Genomic DNA, 20229 nt, shown 5'->3' on the forward strand with positions numbered 1-20229 from the left:
AACATGCACCGCCGATGATGACATCCGCGATGCGTGCATAAGTTCAATGCAGGTGGTTAAACCTGAAATCAGTCTTCGAAGCAGGCCTTGACCAACTGGCGGAAGGCATCGGCCCGGTGGCTCATTTCATGCTTTTTCGCCGGGTCCATTTCACCAAAGGTTTCCCCGTAGCCTTTGGGCTGGAAAATCGGGTCATAGCCAAAGCCGTGCGCACCGCGTTTCGGCCAGACGATCTCGCCTTCAACCCGGCCTTCGAAATTCTCGACATGCCCGTCCGGCCAGGCCAGCGACAGGGCACAGATGAACGATGCCCGGCGATCCGGGTGATCGCCAATGCCGTTCTTGACCTTTTCCATCGCCATGTCGAAATCCTTGTCCGGGCCAGCCCAGCGCGCGGAATAGATCCCCGGTGCGCCATCAAGGGCCGAAACCGCCAAACCACTGTCATCGGCGAGGGCCGGAAGATTAGCCCCATTGGCCGCCGCCGTTGATTTCAGCTGCGCATTGCCAATGAAGGTTTTTTCGGTTTCTTCGGGTTCGGGCAGGTCAAGCTCACCGGCCGAGAAGACCTCGATGCCAAACGGTTCAAGAAGTTCGGCGATTTCCTTGATCTTGCCTTTGTTGTGGCTGGCGATGACGAGTTTTTTTTCCGTGAAACGACGGGCCATGGTCTTGCCTGAAACTGCGATATCCAACTGATGCGAAAAAACGGCAGGCCCGATGCCCGCCGTTAATATTACGGTGCCTTAAAGCCCAAGCGCTTCGCGCTGCTTGGCGAACAATTCCTTGCAGCCTTTTTCGGCCAGCTCGAACATCTGATCATAGGATGCGCGATCAAACGGTACGTCTTCGGCGGTTGCCTGTACCTCGACAATGCCGCCATTGCCCGCCAGCACGAAGTTGGCATCGGCCCCTGCATTGCTGTCTTCGGCGTAATCAAGATCAAGCACTGCTTCACCTTCATAGATACCGCACGAAATGGCTGCCACCGGCTGGGTCAGCGGAATTTCCTTGATCAGGCCAAGGCGGCGCACGCCCTGAAACGCCAGATGGGCGGCCACATAGGCACCGGTGATCGATGCGGTGCGCGTACCGCCATCGGCCTGAATGACATCGCAATCAAGGCGCATCTGCATTTCACCCATCGCCTTCATATCGGCAACCGCACGGATCGAACGGCCAATCAGGCGCTGGATTTCCTGGGTGCGGCCGGACTGACCACCGCGCGCGGCTTCGCGCTGCATGCGGCTATCGGTTGCGCGCGGCAGCATGCCGTATTCGGCGGTGATCCAGCCCTTGCCGGAATTGCGCATCCAGCCCGGCACCTTGTCTTCGACCGTGGCGGTACAGATCACATGCGTGTCGCCGAACTTGATCAGGCATGAGCCTTCGGCATATTTGGAAACGCCGGTTTCAATCGTTACATCGCGAAGCTGATCGGGGGTACGGCCGGAAGGGCGCATGAGAAGGAACCTCTTGGTTGTCTGGGCTTGCGTTCATGGCGACTTGAATGCCCGCGCACGAAGCGAAACTGTCCTGAAAAATTTGGCCCAAAGTAAGATGTGCCCCACCAAACGTCCAGCAGTTTCCCCGGATGTTTTTATCTGTTCTGGTGCAATCCTGGCGCAAAGCAGTTAAACCAACAACTTCGACCAAACTTACAAGCATGGCTTAGCAATAGGCCGTGCAATTGACGCAATGCGTTTGCCTGACTAAATTCTCCTCACGTTTTACGCTTCACCCATCTGGATCAATTGGCACGCAACACATGGCGCATTTTGACGATACATTGCTGGGCGACATGAATGCGCGGTCACGTGAAGTGTTCCGCCAGATTGTCGATGCCTATGTCGAAACCGGTGAACCGATCGGATCGCGGTCCATCGCGCGTCGCATGTCGGAAAACCTTTCGGCTGCGACCATTCGCAATGTCATGTCCGATCTTGAGGAAATGGGTCTTCTGGTCGCGCCGCACATTTCGGCCGGGCGCCTGCCCAGTGAAAAGGGCCTGCGACTGTTTGTGAATGCCCTGATGGAAGTCGGTGACCTCCCCAATGCCGAGCGCGACCAGCTGACCAAAAACTGTGAACAGGCGGGTTATTCGCTTGATCAGATGCTGGGCGAAGCAACCACGATGTTATCGGGCCTGTCGCGCTGTGCCGGACTTGTGGTTGCACCCAAGACAGATGGCATTCGCCTAAAACAGATCGAATTCGTGGCCCTGTCGCCGGGCAAGGTTCTGGCCGTTCTGGTGGCCCATAATGGCAGTGTCGAGAACCGAATCCTTGATGTTCCGCCTGATTTGCCCGCCTCGGCATTGACAGAAGCGGCAAACTATCTAAATACCCGGTTGGCTGGAAAGACGCTTGATGATGCGCGCCTTTTGATGACGAAGGAGCGTGATCGTCTCAAGCAGGAGCTTGATGAACTTTCCGCCAATCTGATTGATGCGGGTCTGGCAACATGGGCCGGCGGGGTCAAGGGATCGTCCCTGATTGTGAAGGGGCAATCCCAGCTGCTGGAAAATATCGATACGATTGAACAGCTTGAGACCGTTCGCCGCCTGTTTAACGTGCTCGAAGCCCGCGATCAGATGATTGAACTACTCGATGTGACGACGGATGCCCAAGGCGTTCAGATTTTCATCGGGTCGGAGAATAAACTGTTCGGCGGATCAGGTCTTTCGATGGTGATTTCGCCCTATCAGAATGCTGAAGGCAGCATTGTGGGTGCAATCGGGGTTGTCGGACCGACCCGGATCAATTATGCCCGGATCATTCCGCTGGTCGATTACACCGCCAAGCTGGTCGGTCGACTGATTGGATAAATCGCGGCGCTGCGTGTCAGGCCGCATAACGTGAAAGTAGCAAGGTTAGCCATGTCGGAAACCGCAAAGAACACTCCGGAAGATCTGCAGGACGTCAATGCAGAGGAAACCGCTTCGGAAGAGGTCGCAGCAGAGGCGACTGAGGAAGTTGTTGAGGACGCCGCACCCCAGGACCCGATCGCCGCACTTGAAGCCGAAGTCGCGGAACTGAAAGACCGTCTGCTGCGCCAGGCCGCCGAGGTGGAAAACACCCGCCGCCGCGCCAAAAAAGACGTCGAGGATGCCGGCAACTACGCCATCACCAAATTTGCCCGCGACCTTTTGGATGTCAGTGACAACCTGCGCCGCGCGCTTGATGCCGCGGGCGATACATCCAACGCCGATCCGGCGATGAAAACCCTGTTTGATGGGGTCGAGATGACCGAACAGGCCCTGCAAAAGGCGCTTGAAAAGAACGGCATCGAAAAGCTCGAACCGCTTGGTGAAAAGCTTGATCCGAACAAACATCAGGCCGTGTTTGAACTGCCGCATCCGGAATATCCGGACGGCCACGTCGCACAGGTTATGCAGGCCGGTTACGTGCTTAAGGGCCGCTTGCTGCGCCCGGCCATGGTCGGTGTGACCAAAAATCCGGGCGGTGAAAAACCAAGCCAGACCGACACCCCGGGTGGGAATGTCGATACCTCTGCCTGATCGCCAGAAAAATTTCAGATAAACCGGTTTTAGCGGATCGGTTTCGCATGCACCCCTGCCAGACAGACTTGGCGGGGGTGTTTTGTTTGCATTAGGCTACCGGCACTGATCACCAGCACAGGACCGCACACCATGCCGCTTCGCCCCGACCTGATCGATATCCTGCGCGATGAAAACGCCCCGATTGTCATCCTGACCGGGGCTGGCATTTCCAAGGAAAGCGGACTGCATACTTTCCGCGACGCGGACGGTATCTGGGCGAAATACGATATTTCCGAGGTCGCAACCCCTGAGGCATTCATTGCCAATCCCGATCTGGTGCATCATTTCTATAACGACCGCCGTTCCGGGTTACATGACCCCGATGTCGTGCCCAATGCCGCCCATCTGGCCCTGGCACGGCTGGAGGCCGAATGGCCCGGTGATGTGTTGCTGGTAACCCAGAACATTGATGACCTGCATGGCCGGGCCGGGTCAACAAACCTGATCCACATGCATGGCGAGCTTTTGAAAATCCGCTGCAATCACTGTGATCTTCTGACCGATTGGCCGGGCGACCTTGCCAAGGAAACCCCCTGCCCAAGTTGCGGCAAGGCCGGTGGATTGCGCCCGCATGTGGTGTGGTTTGGCGAAATGCCGCTCGAGATGGAACGCATCTACGCAGCCATTGGCGAATGCGGGCTTTTCATTTCCATTGGCACATCAGGCAATGTCTATCCTGCGGCCGGGTTTGTTCAGGTCGCCCACGAAGAAGCCGGGGCTGAAACGGTCGAGCTCAATCTCGAACCAAGTTCGGGTGCCACACTGTTTGATCACAGCCGCTATGGCCCTGCCACCGAACTGGTTCCGGCCTTTGTTTCTGCCCTGCTCGGTGATTGATAGCTGGCCTAGGGATTGATCAAATCACGGAATGATTTTTCGCCGGCATCGCTGAACCGTACAACGCGCGACTCCGGAATCCGTCGGGCCCAACCCAGATCATAAAACCGCTCGAGCAATGCCGCCCCAAATGAGCCCGCCAGATGCGACTGTCGGGCACTCCAATCAAGGCATTCCCGACACAGCGGTCGGCGCTTGGCCCGCAAGCCATCCAGATCAATGCCAAACGTGTTGGCAAATTCGATCCCGGCCGGTGTCAGGGCAACACCATTGATGTTGCTTTCAATCAGTTTGCGTTTGGCAAGGCCGTCAAACAACGCAACCCCCATATCCCCGGCCAGATGGTCATAACAAACCCGTGCCTTGCGCAGTTCCGGATCCTTGGGGCCGGTGCGCACACGGTTATGCCCGACCCGATTGGCAATCCCCATCAGGACTTCCAGTGCCTCGACAATATCAGGGCCGCTGAGCGTGAAATAACGATGCCGCCCCTGTTTGCGCGGCACTACGATCTGACCGGCTTCAAGCTTCGCCAGATGCGAGCTTGCAGTTTGCGGTGTCACACCGGCTTCTTGGGCCAGCTCGGCCGCGGTTAATGCACGACCACTCATAAGTGCAGTCAGCATATTTGCGCGCGCCGGGTCGCCAAGCAATGCGGCCACGCGGGCGATATCGGGTCCTTCTTTCATAGTTCGATGCTAATCGAAGCATTAATGCGCAGCAATCAGGATAATGGGCCACGTCACCCAACAAGATGTTTCTCCTGAAAGGACGCTGTCATGATTACCTGCTTCATTCGCTATGAAATCGACCCGTACAAGAAAGACGCCTTCATGGAATATGCCCGCAACTGGGGGCAGGCCATCCCGCGTTGCGGGGCTGACCTTGTCGGCTATTTCGCCCCGCATGAAGGATCAGTCTCGACCGCCTATGGTATCTATCATTTGCCCGATCTGGCATCCTATGAAGCCTATCGCGCGCGGCTAAAGGACGATCCGCTGGGCCGCGAGAACTACGAATTCTCCCAGCGCGAAAAATTCATCCTGCGCGAAGAACGCCAGTTTCTGAAAATTGCCTCCACGCCGCATACGGAGCTGATCAAACCATGATTGCCGTCATTTTCGAGGTCACACCGCACGATGGACGCTATGACGATTACCTTGCGATTGCCGGTGATCTCAAACCCGTTCTTGAAACCATGGATGGCTTTATTTCAATCGAACGGTTTCAAAGCCTGACCAATCCCGGCAAGGTTCTATCGCTGTCCTTCTGGCGCGATGAGGACGCAATTGCCGCCTGGCGCAACCTGGGCGACCACCGCACTGCCCAGATCAAGGGGCGACACAAGATTTTTGAGGATTACCGTTTGCGGGTGGCTGGCGTGATCCGTGATTACGGCCTTCATGACCGTGATCAGGCCCCGGATGACTCCCGCGCACAACATGATCGCTGATCTGTAACGTCGGTCATCGGGGCTCAGGCCTTTGCCGGTTTCGGGGATGCTTCTTCATCCCCGATTTCGCTACTCTCGGCAAATTCGGCGAATTCTTCTTCCACGGCATCCTCGACCGCTTTGGCACCGCCCTTGTAATCAAGCAGCATCACGGCCAGCACCACGATGCCGGCACCGATAAAGATGACCGGCACGGGCAGCATGTCAAAGAAGATCAAATCCATCGCCACCGAAAATGGCAGGGCCGTATAGGCCGCAGGCGACACCACACTGGCATCCGCAACCCGCACTGCACGTAGCACCATGTAGTTGGTCAGCATGGCAAAGAAACCGGCACCCGACGCATAAAGCCAATCAGCCATTGAGGCCGGATACCAGGTGATCATCGCAATCGGCACCCAGATCGCAACCGCGATGATCTGAGGCCAGAAGAGCATGGAAAAATTGGTTTCGGTCCGGGTCAGCACCTTGGCAAACAGGGTCTGGGCGGAAAAACAGAACGCCCCGATCAGGGCCGCAGCCACACCCAGCGGCACGCCAAAGCCATCCATGCGCGGCACGCACATCACCCAAACGCCAACAAGGCCCAAAAGGGTTGCGATGATTTTGCGCGTAGTCAGTTTCTCGCCCAAAATCACCACCGCCAACATCACGGTCAGCAAGGCTTCGATAAACAGATAGGCGTTGACCTCGGCGATGCTCATCTGGCGGAGCGCGAAGAACACAAAGAACAGCGACCCGTACCACAAAACGCCACGCGCAATATGCGCCACCGGGCGGCGCGTTCGGATCTGGCGCGTGCCCATAAACATGATGATGACCAGGAACACCGCAACGGTGGTCAGGGCACGCATCGCAAGGATCTGCGAGGTTGGCACATCATGCGAAACAAGCTTGGCACAAACATCGACAAAAACGCCCGATGCCATGGCAGCCGTCATCCACAGGACACCGCGGAAATTTCCGCTCAGTCGCGTTGCGGTCATGGTCAATCCCGGTTTCGAAAGGAATGTTGGGGTTTCCGGCAGTTGGGGGGAGGCTGCTTACGTGGTGGCGCAAGGAGGCATAAGTCATTACGGCCGGAAACCCTGTATGACAATGATATTGCCTGCTTGTTTGGAAAAATACGAATGAAGCTTTTTCAGCCATTGTTGAGATTTTTTTGGCCCACTTTTCGATCAGGCCTGATAGACAGAATAAAAGACAGTAATGCTCTCCGGATGGAAACCCACGATGCGCAGAAAGCTCCCACCGTTGCGCGCCCTTGTCGCCTTTGAAGCCACTGCACGCCATCAAAGCGTGAAGGGGGCCGCAGAAGAATTGCATGTCACCCAAAGTGCGATCAGTCATCAGCTCCGCCAGCTTGAAGAAAACCTTGGCGTGGTGCTGTTTACCCGCAAGGGCCGTGGATTGACCCTGACCAAGTCGGCAGAGCTTCTTTTGCCGCGCCTGACCGAGGCGCTTGATGGCATTGCCGACATCACTGGTGAAGTCGGCCCGGACAAGGGCAAGGCGATCCGCATCGGTGCGCTGGCGACCCCGGCACTCACTGTGCTGTTGTATGAGCTTGATAACCTGCGCGACCGGCTGCCGGCCGACATTCCCGTACAATTTCGCAAGATTGAATTTGATGACGGTCTTGATCCGCTTGAAATTGATCTCGCCCTTCAGATCGCGCCAAAGGACCTGCCCGGTCCCGAAGACTGGATTACCGAGCTTCTGACCCCTGAAGTCTATACCGCCTTTGCCGCCCCGGAATGGCTCGCAAAGCGCGGCTATGATGCCAGCAATGTTGACGTCGCGACACTCGGCCCGCGCGATATCCTGTTGATCGACAGTGACAGCGAACAGTTCTCCCAGATCGAACAATGGTTCAAGGATGCCAGCTTCTCGCTCGCGGATTGCTGGACCTTCAGCCACCATATCTGGGCGCTTGAAGCCGCACGTGCCGGTCAGGGCATCGTTGCCAGCACCGATGTTGTTGCGCGCAATTACGTTGAGCGCGGTGAACTGGTGCCACTTAATTTCCCGGATTTCATTTCACACTGGTGGTATCGCCTGCTGATCCGTCCCGCCCGCGAAAAAGACCCGATCGTGATCGAAGCCGCCAACTGGATCCGCGAACTCATCAACCCGAAAACCGCATCCCTTGCCCGCAAAAAGGTGATGTAACACCATTGTCGTTGTCCTTGGACGCGTGAAAGGTTAGGGTTTGGGCACAAAAAAAAAGCCGTAAGCCAAAAATGGGGTTATGTGGGGAAGATGACATCCTTGGTGTCAGTCGTGGTCACGACTTATAACTGGCCCGAAGCACTATCCTTGGTGCTGAAATCGCTTGCCGATCAAAAGGATCGCAATTTCGAAATCGTTATTGCCGACGACGGGTCGGGTGATGAAACCGCACAGGTCATCAAGGACTTCGCTGCCAAAAATCCGATTCCGGTCAAACATTATTGGCACGAAGACATGGGCTTTCGCGTAGCCAAAGCGCGCAATGGTGCGATCGGATTATGTGAAGGCGATCTGGTTATCTTTATTGATGGTGATTGCTGTGTGATGCCCGATTTCATCACGCGTCACCGCAAGGCCGCAACCAAGGGCTGCCTTGTATCGGGTAAACGGGTCTTCCTTAAAAAACGGCTGACCAACACCCTACTCACGCGCAAATGGGCCTTTCACAAATGGCCGCGTCCACTCCTGTTTCTGACCGCCCTGTTTGGTTTTGCCAACCGGCCGTTTCAGTTCGTTCGACTGCCGCATAACGGCCCGTGGCTTTGGGAACATGAAAAGTGCTGGCAAAAGGCGCAAACCTGCAATCTTGCCGTTTTCAAAAGCGACATCGACAGAGTTCATGGCTTCGATGAAAGTTACGAAGGCCATGGATTGGAGGATTCAGACTTTGTTCTGCGTCTTCTGCGTTCCGGGCTGAAACGCAAGAATGTCGAATATTGCTCGCCGGTCCTGCATCTATTCCATGAGCGCAAGGTGCCCAAACCGGACAAAACCGGTAATGACAACGCTAAGCTTTTTAAAGAGATGCTTATGGGTGATCCGGAACGTTTCCTGCCCCTGAACGCAAGCAACGATATGATATCCGTTCGTCAAAACTCCCAGAAAGCTGGTGAATAACCCCTTTTTGGATTTTCGACCAAGGAAGCACGTCGACCCCCTTGGAAGCGACGGCGTTTCGCGATAAAAGGTCGGCATCATTTTCCTTCGGATGCGTCTTTGCATCTTAGAAGCTCATATCAGCCGCCCTGGTGATCGGGGCATGCGTTCAAAAAGCGAAAGGGATTTTCCCAGATGGATCTCAGCAAGATTGCCGTTGGCAAGGATGTTCCGTGGGACGTAAACGTCGTCATCGAAATTCCGCAGGGCGGACCGGTCAAGTATGAAGTCGATAAAGACTCCGGTGCTGTCTTTGTGGACCGTTTTCTGCACACCTCGATGTATTACCCGGTCAACTATGGCTTCATCCCCAACACGCTTGGCGAAGATGGCGATCCGGTCGATGCAATGGTCATGTTCCGCGAGCCGGTCGTTGCCGGTTCGGTGATCCGTGCGCGTCCGATCGGTGTTCTGATCATGGAAGACGAAGCCGGTCAGGACGAAAAACTGATCTGCGTTCCGCATGACAAGATCGACCCGTACTACACCGACATCAAATCCCACGAAGATCTGCCGCAGATCCTGCGCGATCAGATCCAACACTTCTTCGAGCGTTACAAAGACCTCGAAAAAGGCAAATGGGTTAAGGTCACCGGTTGGGAAGGCGCTGAAAAGGCTGCCAAACTGATCGAAGAAGGCGTTACCCGCCTCGGCAAATAAGCCGCATTCAACCCGTCGTCGGACAGGTACCGGATTTAAAATGCAACGCTCCGTCAGATTTGGCGGAGCGTTGTTTTTTGACTTATCGGTTGCGCAACACTACTTTGGTGCAGGGGCACCACCCTTACAGGTTGGTATTGAGGGAAGAATTCACGTTTCAGGATGCTATTCGTGACCCGCAAAAACGCGCCCGACAAAACCCATGCCATCAGAATTACCGTCGGTGACATCACCACACTTGATGTCGATGCCATCGTCAATGCCGCGAACGAGGCCCTGTTGCCTGGCGGCGGTGTGTGCGGTGCGATCCATCATGCGGCGGGTCCTGAACTGGCAAACGCCTGCCGGCCGCTTGCCCCCTGCCCGACGGGTGATGCCAGAATCACACCCGGATTTAACCTGAAGGCAAAATACGTCATCCACGCCGTCGGCCCGGTCTGGCATGGCGGGGACCATGGTGAAGCCGATCTGCTGGCAAGCTGTTATCGCAATTCAATCTTGCTGGCGGTCGAGAACAATCTGGCCTCTGTGGCGTTTCCTGCCATATCAACCGGGATATTTGGCTATCCAGAAGACCAGGCGGCCAAAATCGCCGTATCAACCATTTGTGAGCTGACTGGCGAATTGGCGCAAATGCCACAAATTTACCTTTGTTGTTTCTCACCATTAGCGCGTCAGCATATTGAAGCTGCGTGCCAGCACTATGCCAGCACATGATCGAATACGATAAGGTCCATCAATAGAATGCAAAGCGACGCTGCTGCACCTTCGCCGTCCCGACCGCTTGAACTGTTTGCTTCGCCAGACGGTGTGCTGAGCGTGGGTGAACACACTTTTCGCTGTGCGCTTGGGATCAATGGCGTGATTGATGCCGACCAGAAAACCGAAGGCGATGGCAAAACGCCGGCCGGTCGCTGGCAGCTGCGCTATGTGATGTATCGTGCCGATCGCAGACCCAGCCCGCGCACCAAGCTTCCGGTCACCACCATTTCATTTTCCGACGGCTGGTGTGATGACCCGGGTCATCCCGACTATAACTGCCCGGTCCGCCTGCCGTTTGATGCCAGCCATGAAAAGCTGTTTCGCAAGGATGATCTCTATAACATCATCGTCGTTCTGGGCCATAATGATGACCCTCCCGTGCCCGGAAAGGGATCGGCGATCTTCATGCATATCGCCAAACCCGATTATGCCGGCACCGAAGGCTGTGTTGCCTTGGCCGAGAAGGATCTTGAAACACTGCTTGGACTGGCGACTTTTGAAACGTTCATCACCATCACTGCGTAAAATCATGGACTTGCCGTTTGGGTGCACAGCGCCTAGGTTCAATTGCCGGATCAATTCACAGGACAAGTCATGATTGAAGACGATTATCTCTATAAAAAAGGCGGCGTTGCAGGATTTGGTTCCCGACTGAAAGCTATTTTCGGATCGGGCAAGTTCTGGGTGCGCAGCCTTGGTGTGATCGTTCTGATTGCCGTGATCTATTATCCGGCAGGCATGGCGATTGTGCATCGTATCGATGACAACCCCGACTTTATCGGCAATTACAAGGGCGGCAGTCATGCAGTCAACACCGCCGCAGCCCTGATTGATCGCGAGGTCAACCAGAACCGCTGGACCGCGAACGACCCGTTCTTCCTGCCAAGTGCAGCCCTTGATAACATGCCGAACTTCCAGACCGGGATTGTCTATGCCCTGTCGCGCTTTGCGATCGAGCTTTCCGATCAGATCGGGCGCGCCCGTGGGTCAAGTCAGGTTGACCCGGATCTGGATGACGCCGCCGGCCTTTTGAAATTCCGTGGCGACAAATGGGTGTTTGATCCCAGTGTTTCGCTGCTGCCCGGTGTCACGTCCGAACAGCAATACCGTCAGGCAATCCGGTCCCTGCAAAACTACAATACCCGTCTGACCAACGGAAATGCGGTTTTTGAACGCCGTGCCGACAACCTTCAGGAAACACTGAACCGCATTGCCAATGACCTTGGCTCGGCCTCTGCCCTGATTGATGATAAGGTGGAAAATCCGTCGATCTTTGATCGCACGGCCGATGACGTTTTCTATGCCACCAAGGGTCGCCTTTATGCCTATAGCCTGATCTTGCGCGATCTTGGCACCGACTTCGAACAGATCATCAATGAACGCCAGATCGCATCGGTCTGGGCAGAAATGATCGGATCCCTGCAGGCGGCGGCCGCACTTGACCCGATGGTGGTTGTGAACGGATCGGCCGATGGCATCGTCTTCCCTAACCATCTGGCGGGACTTGGTTTTTATCTGCTGCGGGCCCGTACCCAGATGCGCGAAATCAGCAGCATTCTGCAACGTTGACGTCAATGTGATCACGAAACACGCCATCCGGAATACCTGAGTTGCGCGCTGCGACTTGATCTTTTGTGGTTTTTGCCCCATTTAGGGCCTAACCAAATGAAATAGAGATTGTTGAGTGGGCTCTAGGGTCTGGACCCGCTGATATATATGCAATGGTTGCTCAGAGTTGTGTGGATACGCGAAGCAAGGCAGCAGGAAGATATGCATCTTGCAATGCCTTGCGACAAAGTAGACCGCGCAACTCCGATCAACCCGAAGGACAGCTACAAGGCTTGCGAACTCCTGCGTCAAACCCCTTGACCGGGATTTCCCGCCCGCTCTACGGGCCTTTCCTTGTATTTCGCAAGCCTTGTAGCTGCCATTACATGTATATCAGCGGGTCCAGATCCTGAAGTCCCGACAATCAGAGTGAGAGGACAAGCCGAAAATGTTCATTCAGACCGAACCAACCCCGAATCCGGCGACACTCAAATTCCTTCCGGGCGAAGAAGTCATGGGCCGTCTTGGCACCGCCAACTTCGTTAAGGGTGACGAAGCCATCAAATCGCCGCTTGCGCGCAAGCTGTTTGAAATTGATGGCATTGCCGGTGTTTTCCTCGGCGGTGATTTCATCACCATCACCAAGGATGACTCCAAGGACTGGCAAACCCTGAAACCGCAGATTCTTGGCGGGATCATGGAACATTACACCTCGGGTCAGCCGGTTCTCGATCAGGATTCCAACGCCGCCACCGGTACCAGCTCTGCTGCCGAAGGCGATGATGAACTGGTCAGCCAGATCAAGGAACTGCTTGATACCCGCGTGCGCCCGGCCGTGGCACAGGATGGTGGTGACATCGTCTTCCACCGTTTCGAAGATGGCGTGGTCTTCCTTGAAATGCACGGTGCATGCGCCGGCTGCCCAAGCAGCACCGCGACGCTCAAGATGGGCATCGAAAACATGCTGCGTTATTACGTGCCCGAAGTTCAGGCCGTTGAACCGGTCATGGCTGACTGAACCTGACCGGGTTTCGGGCACCTCACCGACGAGATGGCGTCCGACCATCCGGTGAACTGACCGCGCACGGATTTACGAGTCGTTAACAAATTCAGACGCCCGGCGTGAACTTTAACCCGCGCCGGGCGTAAAAATTATGCGCTGAACGAAAAGGTTTTCTTGGCGTTTTCAACTCTCGGAGATATTGCCCGTTGCGATCATCGCGCGCGGCAGGCATAGATAACCTCCACTTGGGATGGACAGTTCGACTGATCCTGGAGATTCAACAATGACTAGCGCAAAAACAAACAGTTACAGGAATGTTGCGCTCGCTTCGATTTTCGGGGCGGTTGTTTTCCTGTATATTGGGCTTTTCGCCGGAATTGATCTTTCTCCAACTCCGGAAGGTTTCGAGACAGAAACCGTCGAAGTCACGGCAGATGAAGCCGTTATCAAAAAGAAGAAAACGGTTTATCGCCGCGGCCCGGAAGTCATCGCACTCAGCCAGTATTTCAAAAGCATCGGCTATCACCTCAATGAGGTGGGCGAGGTCCCGCGCGTCTATATCAAGCGTGTGCCCGAAGGCCTTGGCGAACTGGCATCGGTTGAAGAGCGCAAACAGCTTTTCCTGAAAATCATGTTGCCGCTGGCCATGCGCGTGAACGAAGAAATCACCGCGCGCCGTGAACGCCTGATGGCCATTCAGGCCAAGGGCATATCCGGCACCCCGGTCAGCCAAGCTGACCAGCAATGGGTCAATCAGCTGATGAAGCGCTATCGCGTGACCGATGGCGGCATCAACGCCCTGCTTGAACGCATTGATGTGATCCCGACCTCCCTGATCCTTGCCCAGTCGGCAGAGGAAAGTGGTTGGGGCACGTCGCGCTTTGTGCGCAAAGGCAATGCCCTGTTCGGTCAATGGGCCTGGGGCGACGATGAAGGCATCGTGCCGAAGGATCGCGAAGATGGCAAAACCCACGTCATCAAGGCCTTTGGTAGCCTGATGGACAGTGTGCGGGCCTACGCACGCAACATCAACTCGCACCCGGCCTATCAGGAATTGCGCGAACGTCGCGCAACCCTTCGCGCCGACGGCAAGTTTATCAGTGGCTGGGAACTGGCCGAGACCCTGACCAAATATTCCGAGCGCGGCGAAGAATATGTCGACAGCCTGCATGCCATCATGAGTGTGAACGGGCTGAACGAGCTTGATGGTCTTGATTTTGCGGCAGGCGATGTCCCGCCGCCGCCAAAGGTGCTCGCCGCCCTTGAGGAATAATCCCAAGGGACAAAGCCAGAAAACCAAATAAAAAGGGACCCGAACGGGTCCCTTTTTTTGGTTCGGATATCAGCAGACCCTTATGGCCGTCCGCGATAAATCCAGCCTTTTTCCGATTTCAGCAACCGGATTTCATCCTCGACCACCCGACGGTCGCCCACCTTGTATTCGCCTTCCTTGAGCGTCAGCATCTTGGTTTTCACCAGATCAAGCGCATCACGCACCGTGCTGCCGACATCGTCCATCGTTCCAGCCGCCTTGCCCTTTTCGGTCACGTCATCGGCAAAGTCGGCAACCGTGCGATCAAACACCAGCTCATAACGCACCATGACAAGCACTTCGTCATCGTCTTCGGAAATGCTGTTGGTTTTGGTCACGTTTTCAACATGGCCGACCTTGGCATAGGGATCATCGCGAAACCGTTCGATCACTGCCGTGGTGATTTCATCGGCTGTCGGTCCGCTGACCTGTTCATCTTCGCAGGCGGCAAGCAGCGGTAAAAACATGATAACGGCGAAAAACCGGGTCAACTGGCCCATGAGCGATTCCTGTTTTCTGGTCGTTTTGCGATTTGCCTGACTTCTGCCGCCATGATGTGGCAAAAATCAGGTCATCTGTCACATCCTGCCAACAATAACGTCGACAACGGGATATCTATGCCAAACAGGTTACCATTCATCCCGGTGAAGACTGCAGGCTGATTTTATTTGCGTGTTTCCTGATGGCAGAGATACAGACATCACCTGATATGTTAATCGATACCGACCCGTTTCCAGTCCTTGGAAATCAGCGCGCCGCATTCCGAAAGTCCGAGCAAAAAACGTGATATTCGATCTGATCATTGCCATCGCAACTGTCAGCATTGCAATTGTGCTGTCCATGCCCCGCGTTTCGCGGTCGACCACGTGGCGTGCTGTTGTAACGCCGCTGGCCTCGATCATCGGCAGTGGCTTTTTGCTGCTCGGACCGGTGCTGAATGTCGGATACGGCGGTTATGCACCGCTGGTCATGCTTGCCCTTTGTCTGGTGGCCTATCTCTATGGCGCGGTGATCCGCGCCAATATTGCGGCTGGCGAAGACGCCATCATTGACGGTTCATATGGCAAACTGGCCCAACGGGTCGAAACCCTGTCTTCCTGGGCGCTGGCCTTTGCCTATATCATTTCGGTGACCTATTACCTCAATCTGCTGGGCGCCTTTTCGCTTAGCCTGACACCATTTGATTCCGCCCTTGATGCCAAGCTGATGACCAGCGGTGTTTTTGCCATCATCATTGTGGTTGGCTGGTCACACGGGTTCAAAAGCCTTGAGCAGATGGAATATGTTTCGGTCGGCTTGAAACTGGCAATCATTACCGGTCTGTTGGTCGGGTTGATGGCGCATTTCGGCGAACAGGCCATCGACGAGAAGCTGGTTTTCAATCCCCAAAACGTCACGGGCTGGCCTGCCATCACCATGGCCTTTGGTCTTCTGATCACGGTTCAGGGGTTCGAAACATCGCGCTATCTGGGATCAAGCTATGATGCCAAAACCCGCATCCGTTCAATGCGCCTTGCCCAATGGCTGTCGACCCTGATCTATCTGATTTACATCCTTCTGATTTCCTATGTCTTCGCGCCAGATCAAATCACATCGTCGGAAACCGGCATTATCGACATGATGGGGATCGTCGCCCCGATACTGCCGTTCATGCTGGTGGCGGCCGCCATGGCATCGCAATTCAGTGCCGCAATTGCCGATACCAGTGGATCAGGCGGACTGTTTGCCCAACTATCGCAAAACCGCATTACCGAAGCCCAGGCCTATCTGGCGCTGGGGATTATCGGTATTGCACTGACATGGTCGGCGGACATCTTTGCGATTGTCAGTTACGCATCGCGCGCCTTTGCCATCTATTACGGTCTGCAAGCGGCCTTGGCGGCCATCATTGCCATGCGCCGTGGCAATCCGGGCAAGGCCGCGTTTTTTGCCCTGCTGGCCGCCTTGGGGGCTGCTATCGCCATTCTGGGACAGCCGGTCGAATAAGCCCCCTGCCCCTCTAAGGTTCGCCCTGCCTCGAACAAAAAAAAGGCGGAGCCTGAAAAATCAGCTCCGCCTTTTTGATCTTTGATTTCAGAACGGCCTAGCCGTGCTCTGCCTCGTGGGCGGCAAGGGCTGCCAGGTTCACCAAATCGTTCACGGTTGCCCCCATCTGGGCGATCTGGGCCGGCTTTTCCAGACCGATCATCACCGGACCAACCACCGTGCCACCACCAAGCTTATCAAGCAGTTTGGAGGCCGTGGTTGCCGCGTGGAGCGCCGGCATGACCAGAACGTTGGCCGGACCCGACAGACGGCAGAACGGATAAAGCTTCAGAAGCTCGGTATCGAGTGCCACATCAACCGCCATGTCGCCATCGAACTCGAAATCGACATTGCTGCTTTCAAGGATGCCAACGGCTTCGCGGATACGGTCAGTATCCTCGCTATAGGGGTTGCCGAAGGTCGAGTGCGAAACCATCGCCACACGCGGCTCATGCCCCATCTGACGGGCCTTGGCGGCCGCCTGAATGGCGATCTCGGCCAGTTCTTCCGCATTGGGCAGGTTGTGCACACGGGTATCGGCGATGAACACCGTCCGGCCCTTGGCAATCGCAATCGAAAGCCCCATCGGGATTTCGCCCGGCTTGGCATCGATCACACCGGCAACATCGGCGAAGCTTCGATTGAAGTTCCGGGTAAGACCGGTGATCAAACCATCGGCATGACCCTGTGCCACCATGACAGATGCAAAGACGTTACGCTTCTGGTTGACCATGCGCTGGCAATCACGCCACAGGAAGCCCTTGCGCTGCAGGCGCTGATAGAGGAACTCGGCATATTCCGCATTATGCTTGGAAAGGGCCGCGTTGCTGATTTCAACACCATCAAGGCTTTCAATACCGAGCTTCTTGGCACTTTCATGGATGCGGTCTTCGCGCCCGATCAGGATCGGCGTGCCGTAGCCGGAGTTGCGATACGCTACCGCTGCGCGGATCACCGTTTCTTCCTCACCCTCGGCAAAGGCGATGCGTTTCGGGTGCGCACGGACATAATCGGAAATCAGCTGCAAATGGGCTGCCGTCGGATCAAGACGACCGCGCAGCTGATTTTCATATTCTTCCATATCAATGATCGGACGACGCGCCACACCGCTATCCATCGCGGCCTGGGCAACCGCCTTGGGCACGGCCGTAATCAGGCGCGGGTCAAACGGGGCCGGGATGATATATTCCGGGCCATATTGCAAACGACGCCCGGAATAGGCCGCCGCCACTTCATCGGGCACGTCTTCACGGGCAAGCGATGCCACTGCGTGGGCTGCGGCAATCTTCATGTCCTCGTTGATCGTGGATGCCTGAACATCAAGCGCACCGCGGAAGATATACGGGAAGCCCAGAACGTTGTTGATCTGGTTCGGATAATCCGAACGCCCGGTGGCGCAAATCGCATCATCACGAATAGCAGCAACTTCTTCCGGGGAAATTTCCGGATCCGGGTTGGCCATGGCAAAGATGATCGGCTGTTTGGCCATGCTTTTGACCATGGCTGATGTCACCGCCCCCTTGACCGACAGGCCAAAGAACGCATCAGCACCCTTCATCGCATCGTCAAGCGACCGTGCATCGGTATCCGCCGCATGGGCCGATTTCCACTGGTTCATGCCGTCTTCACGGCCCTTGTAGATCACCCCGCGCGAGTCACACATGATCACGTTGTCATGGGCAACACCCATGCTTTTGACCAGTTCGCAACACGCAATCGCGGCCGCACCGGCCCCGTTGATGACAAGCTTGATGTCTTCAAGTTTGCGACCCGTCAGGTCGCAGGCATTGATCAGCCCCGATGCCGCAATGATCGCCGTGCCATGCTGGTCATCATGGAACACCGGAATGTCCATGACTTCGCGCAGGCGCTGTTCGATGATGAAGCATTCCGGCGCCTTGATGTCTTCAAGGTTGATCCCGCCAAACGATGCGCCGAGGAAGCGTACGCAATTGACGAACTCGTCAACATCCTCGGTCGACACTTCAAGATCGAACCCGTCCACATCGGCAAAGCGCTTGAAGAGAACCGCCTTGCCTTCCATCACCGGCTTGGAGGCCAGCGCACCAAGGTTGCCAAGGCCAAGCACGGCGGTGCCGTTGGAAATGACCGCAACGATGTTGCCCTTGGAGGTGTAATCATAGGCCGTCGCCGGGTTCTTGGCGATTTCAAGACACGGCACCGCAACACCCGGCGAATAGGCGAGCGAGAGGTCGCGCTGAGTGGTCAGCGGTTTGGATGCGGTGATTTCGATTTTGCCGGGGCGGCCGCTGGAATGAAACAGCAGCGCTTCACGGTCACGAACCTTGATTTCTGTATCTGACATTGTGTTTTTCACTGACGCTTGCTTGGGTGGGATGGAAAGCAACCTGTACGGTCTGTTTTGTTCTTGAGTTCTGATTTTCCTGATCGACAAGTTTGCGGCGTGGGACCGTCTTGTCGGACCGCCCAATAAATCAGGCTTCGCGCCCCGGGTCAAAGGCGACGTTAACGGCAACCGCAAAATTACGTAGCGTTTTCCGTATGTTGCGGCGCAACATGCCCATCGGATCCGACCTGTTTCACGGGCCAAAATTCAACCTTGAGCATCCCGGCGCCAAAAGCCATGCCATCCGGGCTGGCAAGAAGCCGTGATTTTTCAGGGATATAATCGCACGCGCGCAAATTGCCCGGCAGATCGGCGTTTCTATTGCGCCGCGCAAATAAGGCCGGGCTTGAGCCCCGGTTATGAACTTTCCATGATACGAAAAACCGGAAGAGCGAATGAAGACATACCAATAATCGTGACCTCTAGACAGGAATCGCACACAATTATTATGAAGTGCTAAAATGCTACGATTTCATATCTTTATGAGGTGATGCTTTGTCAGACACACAGAATGAGAAAAATCTGATTCACTATCAAAAGTCTTGGGAACACGCTCTTCATTCCGACCAGTTAACAGCTCAAATAGGATTGTTTGCCCTCAAGATGGTTCTGTCGGTTAATGGCGCAGCTTTAATTGCGATTATGGCAGCATATCCGTCTCTGGCAAAAGACAGCCCAATATTGGCCAGTACTTTACCCGATGTCGGCTTCTACATGGTATGCGGCCTTGTAGCGGCACTTTGTTGCGGTATGCTTGCGTATTTTTATCAAGGGCAGCTAACTGATAAGCGCTGGTCAGAGCACAACGCCAATCACGGCACTGGTGGGACCTCAGAAGCAGGACAAAGACGGCGAGATAGAGCGATATCCATCCTAGAAATGCTCTACATCGGCACTTGGTTCTTCTCCGCCATCTTTTTCGTCATCGGATGCGTTCAATTGCTGGCCGTACTTTAACAAATACGGCTCAGCATTATACAGCAGCATTCAGCGGCTTATTTCGGCATATGCATGTGGATGTTGGTCGCACCATGCTTTTCAAGGATGGCACGTGCCTTGGCCTCGGCACCTTCGTGGTCCGGGTCGATCCGCACCCACAGAATGACCGATCCGGCGTCCACCGCGCGGGCGAAATCCTCGGTATGCGGGGTGGAGGTCACTTCTTCGATAAATTCGCGAAGTGCGACTGCGCCGACACCAGCCCCGACCGCAATCGCAGCCGCCGCCGTCGCAGCGCCCCCGAACAGGGCAATCGCGCCGGACGCTACCAGCGGCACTTCATATTTGGTTTCACCCACCAGTGCGGTCAGCACATCGGACCAGGACCGACCATCCTTGCCTGCCACATCGATGGATTCGTGAGAGCTTAAAACCGACAGATCGGTGCGTTCAAACCCGGCATCGCGGAGCGCACGCAGAGCCGCATCGAAACCGTCCTTGGTATCAAACAGTCCGACCAGTTCCGGGGCCTGCGGGATGGTCTGTTCTTCTGCCATTTTGTACGCTCCTTGCTCACTGTTATTCTGTCGCG

22 protein-coding genes are annotated in these 20229 nt (G+C 55.5%); 15 read left to right on the forward strand and 7 right to left on the reverse strand.

Annotation, left to right across the window (positions count from 1 at the left end; translation table 11 throughout):
* Positions 1-68: 68 nt before the first annotated feature.
* Together rdgB and rph are read right to left on the reverse strand one after the other, a co-directional pair.
* Entirely contained in the window at positions 69-668 is a 600-nt protein-coding gene (gene rdgB, locus TH2_RS01955; RefSeq protein WP_008888708.1) for an RdgB/HAM1 family non-canonical purine NTP pyrophosphatase, read from the reverse strand.
* A 78-nt stretch (positions 669-746) separates the two neighbouring features.
* The gene (gene rph / locus TH2_RS01960) at positions 747-1463 is read right to left on the reverse strand and encodes a ribonuclease PH (protein ID WP_008888709.1); all 717 of its coding nucleotides are present in this window, start codon (positions 1461-1463) and stop codon (positions 747-749) included.
* A 305-nt stretch (positions 1464-1768) separates the two neighbouring features.
* On the opposite strand from rph, the gene hrcA reads away from it, so the two are divergent.
* The 3 genes from hrcA to cobB all read left to right on the forward strand — a co-directional run bounded on the left by hrcA (position 1769) and on the right by cobB (position 4399).
* Positions 1769-2827 carry a heat-inducible transcriptional repressor HrcA gene (gene hrcA, locus TH2_RS01965; RefSeq protein WP_008888710.1) on the forward strand — a complete coding sequence of 353 codons (1059 nt, stop codon included), beginning with the start codon at positions 1769-1771 and terminating at the stop codon, positions 2825-2827.
* A 51-nt stretch (positions 2828-2878) separates the two neighbouring features.
* Complete coding sequence (gene grpE, locus TH2_RS01970) at positions 2879-3520, forward strand: nucleotide exchange factor GrpE (RefSeq protein ID WP_008888711.1); 642 nt, start codon at positions 2879-2881, stop codon at positions 3518-3520.
* Positions 3521-3652: 132 nt separating this feature from the next.
* Entirely contained in the window at positions 3653-4399 is a 747-nt protein-coding gene (gene cobB, locus TH2_RS01975; RefSeq protein ID WP_008888712.1) for a Sir2 family NAD+-dependent deacetylase, read from the forward strand.
* An 8-nt stretch (positions 4400-4407) separates the two neighbouring features.
* Here the strand turns inward: cobB and TH2_RS01980 are convergent, their stop codons facing one another.
* Complete coding sequence (locus TH2_RS01980; RefSeq protein ID WP_008888713.1) at positions 4408-5088, reverse strand: ArsR/SmtB family transcription factor; 681 nt, start codon at positions 5086-5088, stop codon at positions 4408-4410.
* Between the two features lie 90 nt (positions 5089-5178).
* Between TH2_RS01980 and TH2_RS01985 the strand changes: the two genes are divergently transcribed.
* Together TH2_RS01985 and TH2_RS01990 are read left to right on the forward strand one after the other, a co-directional pair.
* Positions 5179-5508: an NIPSNAP family protein gene (locus TH2_RS01985; protein ID WP_008888714.1), complete on the forward strand. Its 330-nt coding sequence runs from the start codon at positions 5179-5181 to the stop codon at positions 5506-5508.
* On the forward strand, positions 5505-5852 hold the full coding sequence (locus TH2_RS01990) for an antibiotic biosynthesis monooxygenase family protein (RefSeq protein ID WP_008888715.1): 348 nt from the start codon (positions 5505-5507) through the stop codon (positions 5850-5852). The genes TH2_RS01985 and TH2_RS01990 overlap by 4 nt, the downstream gene beginning before the upstream one ends.
* Before the next feature lie 23 nt (positions 5853-5875).
* On the opposite strand, the gene TH2_RS01995 is transcribed toward TH2_RS01990, so the two are convergent.
* Entirely contained in the window at positions 5876-6838 is a 963-nt protein-coding gene (locus TH2_RS01995; RefSeq protein WP_008888716.1) for a DMT family transporter, read from the reverse strand.
* Positions 6839-7085: 247 nt separating this feature from the next.
* Between TH2_RS01995 and TH2_RS02000 the strand changes: the two genes are divergently transcribed.
* The 8 genes from TH2_RS02000 (at position 7086) to TH2_RS02035 (ending at position 14266) form a co-directional block, all read left to right on the forward strand.
* Positions 7086-8024: a LysR family transcriptional regulator gene (locus TH2_RS02000; RefSeq protein ID WP_008888717.1), complete on the forward strand. Its 939-nt coding sequence runs from the start codon at positions 7086-7088 to the stop codon at positions 8022-8024.
* Positions 8025-8126: 102 nt separating this feature from the next.
* A complete protein-coding gene (locus tag TH2_RS02005) occupies positions 8127-8981 on the forward strand; it encodes a glycosyltransferase family 2 protein (RefSeq protein ID WP_238538643.1) in 855 nt (284 codons plus the stop codon).
* Between the two features lie 174 nt (positions 8982-9155).
* Positions 9156-9680 (forward strand): inorganic diphosphatase, encoded by a 525-nt coding sequence (gene ppa, locus TH2_RS02010; protein WP_008888719.1) that lies wholly within the window; start codon positions 9156-9158, stop codon positions 9678-9680.
* Positions 9681-9842: 162 nt separating this feature from the next.
* Positions 9843-10397 (forward strand): O-acetyl-ADP-ribose deacetylase, encoded by a 555-nt coding sequence (locus TH2_RS02015; protein WP_051007562.1) that lies wholly within the window; start codon positions 9843-9845, stop codon positions 10395-10397.
* A 27-nt stretch (positions 10398-10424) separates the two neighbouring features.
* Positions 10425-10967 (forward strand): L,D-transpeptidase family protein, encoded by a 543-nt coding sequence (locus TH2_RS02020; protein ID WP_008888721.1) that lies wholly within the window; start codon positions 10425-10427, stop codon positions 10965-10967.
* A 69-nt stretch (positions 10968-11036) separates the two neighbouring features.
* Positions 11037-12011: a DUF2333 family protein gene (locus TH2_RS02025; RefSeq protein ID WP_008888722.1), complete on the forward strand. Its 975-nt coding sequence runs from the start codon at positions 11037-11039 to the stop codon at positions 12009-12011.
* A gap of 427 nt (positions 12012-12438) precedes the next feature.
* Entirely contained in the window at positions 12439-13008 is a 570-nt protein-coding gene (locus TH2_RS02030) for a NifU family protein (RefSeq protein WP_008888723.1), read from the forward strand.
* Between the two features lie 268 nt (positions 13009-13276).
* Entirely contained in the window at positions 13277-14266 is a 990-nt protein-coding gene (locus TH2_RS02035) for a glucosaminidase domain-containing protein (RefSeq protein WP_008888724.1), read from the forward strand.
* A gap of 80 nt (positions 14267-14346) precedes the next feature.
* Here the strand turns inward: TH2_RS02035 and TH2_RS02040 are convergent, their stop codons facing one another.
* A complete protein-coding gene (locus TH2_RS02040) occupies positions 14347-14805 on the reverse strand; it encodes a hypothetical protein (protein ID WP_008888725.1) in 459 nt (152 codons plus the stop codon).
* Positions 14806-15088: 283 nt separating this feature from the next.
* Between TH2_RS02040 and TH2_RS02045 the strand changes: the two genes are divergently transcribed.
* Positions 15089-16291 (forward strand): APC family permease, encoded by a 1203-nt coding sequence (locus tag TH2_RS02045; protein ID WP_008888726.1) that lies wholly within the window; start codon positions 15089-15091, stop codon positions 16289-16291.
* Between the two features lie 97 nt (positions 16292-16388).
* Here TH2_RS02045 and TH2_RS02050 read toward each other — a convergent pair whose 3' ends face one another.
* On the reverse strand, positions 16389-18656 hold the full coding sequence (locus TH2_RS02050; RefSeq protein WP_008888727.1) for an NADP-dependent malic enzyme: 2268 nt from the start codon (positions 18654-18656) through the stop codon (positions 16389-16391).
* A gap of 537 nt (positions 18657-19193) precedes the next feature.
* Between TH2_RS02050 and TH2_RS02055 the strand changes: the two genes are divergently transcribed.
* A complete protein-coding gene (locus tag TH2_RS02055) occupies positions 19194-19655 on the forward strand; it encodes a hypothetical protein (RefSeq protein WP_008888729.1) in 462 nt (153 codons plus the stop codon).
* Between the two features lie 38 nt (positions 19656-19693).
* Here the strand turns inward: TH2_RS02055 and TH2_RS02060 are convergent, their stop codons facing one another.
* Entirely contained in the window at positions 19694-20194 is a 501-nt protein-coding gene (locus tag TH2_RS02060) for a hypothetical protein (RefSeq protein ID WP_008888730.1), read from the reverse strand.
* Between the last annotated feature and the right edge of the window lie 35 nt (positions 20195-20229).

Origin of the sequence: Thalassospira profundimaris WP0211, assembly GCF_000300275.1 — a bacterium.
In the GTDB taxonomy this organism is placed as follows: domain Bacteria; phylum Pseudomonadota; class Alphaproteobacteria; order Rhodospirillales; family Thalassospiraceae; genus Thalassospira; species Thalassospira profundimaris.

Excerpts from the sequence above, each read along its gene's own strand:
- TH2_RS02015 (WP_051007562.1), top strand. The coding sequence starts at position 9,843 with ATGCTATTCGTGACCCGCAAAAACGCGCCCGACAAAACCCATGCCATC.
- cobB (WP_008888712.1), top strand. The coding sequence starts at position 3,653 with ATGCCGCTTCGCCCCGACCTGATCGATATCCTGCGCGATGAAAACGCC.
- TH2_RS02000 (WP_008888717.1), top strand. The coding sequence starts at position 7,086 with ATGCGCAGAAAGCTCCCACCGTTGCGCGCCCTTGTCGCCTTTGAAGCC.
- TH2_RS02050 (WP_008888727.1), bottom strand. The coding sequence starts at position 18,656 with ATGTCAGATACAGAAATCAAGGTTCGTGACCGTGAAGCGCTGCTGTTT.
- TH2_RS02020 (WP_008888721.1), top strand. The coding sequence starts at position 10,425 with ATGCAAAGCGACGCTGCTGCACCTTCGCCGTCCCGACCGCTTGAACTG.
- ppa (WP_008888719.1), top strand. The coding sequence starts at position 9,156 with ATGGATCTCAGCAAGATTGCCGTTGGCAAGGATGTTCCGTGGGACGTA.
- TH2_RS01990 (WP_008888715.1), top strand. The coding sequence starts at position 5,505 with ATGATTGCCGTCATTTTCGAGGTCACACCGCACGATGGACGCTATGAC.
- TH2_RS02030 (WP_008888723.1), top strand. The coding sequence starts at position 12,439 with ATGTTCATTCAGACCGAACCAACCCCGAATCCGGCGACACTCAAATTC.
- hrcA (WP_008888710.1), top strand. The coding sequence starts at position 1,769 with ATGGCGCATTTTGACGATACATTGCTGGGCGACATGAATGCGCGGTCA.
- TH2_RS01980 (WP_008888713.1), bottom strand. The coding sequence starts at position 5,088 with ATGAAAGAAGGACCCGATATCGCCCGCGTGGCCGCATTGCTTGGCGAC.
- rdgB (WP_008888708.1), bottom strand. The coding sequence starts at position 668 with ATGGCCCGTCGTTTCACGGAAAAAAAACTCGTCATCGCCAGCCACAAC.
- TH2_RS01995 (WP_008888716.1), bottom strand. The coding sequence starts at position 6,838 with ATGACCGCAACGCGACTGAGCGGAAATTTCCGCGGTGTCCTGTGGATG.
- TH2_RS02025 (WP_008888722.1), top strand. The coding sequence starts at position 11,037 with ATGATTGAAGACGATTATCTCTATAAAAAAGGCGGCGTTGCAGGATTT.
- TH2_RS02040 (WP_008888725.1), bottom strand. The coding sequence starts at position 14,805 with ATGGGCCAGTTGACCCGGTTTTTCGCCGTTATCATGTTTTTACCGCTG.
- TH2_RS01985 (WP_008888714.1), top strand. The coding sequence starts at position 5,179 with ATGATTACCTGCTTCATTCGCTATGAAATCGACCCGTACAAGAAAGAC.
- TH2_RS02060 (WP_008888730.1), bottom strand. The coding sequence starts at position 20,194 with ATGGCAGAAGAACAGACCATCCCGCAGGCCCCGGAACTGGTCGGACTG.
- TH2_RS02035 (WP_008888724.1), top strand. The coding sequence starts at position 13,277 with ATGACTAGCGCAAAAACAAACAGTTACAGGAATGTTGCGCTCGCTTCG.
- rph (WP_008888709.1), bottom strand. The coding sequence starts at position 1,463 with ATGCGCCCTTCCGGCCGTACCCCCGATCAGCTTCGCGATGTAACGATT.
- grpE (WP_008888711.1), top strand. The coding sequence starts at position 2,879 with ATGTCGGAAACCGCAAAGAACACTCCGGAAGATCTGCAGGACGTCAAT.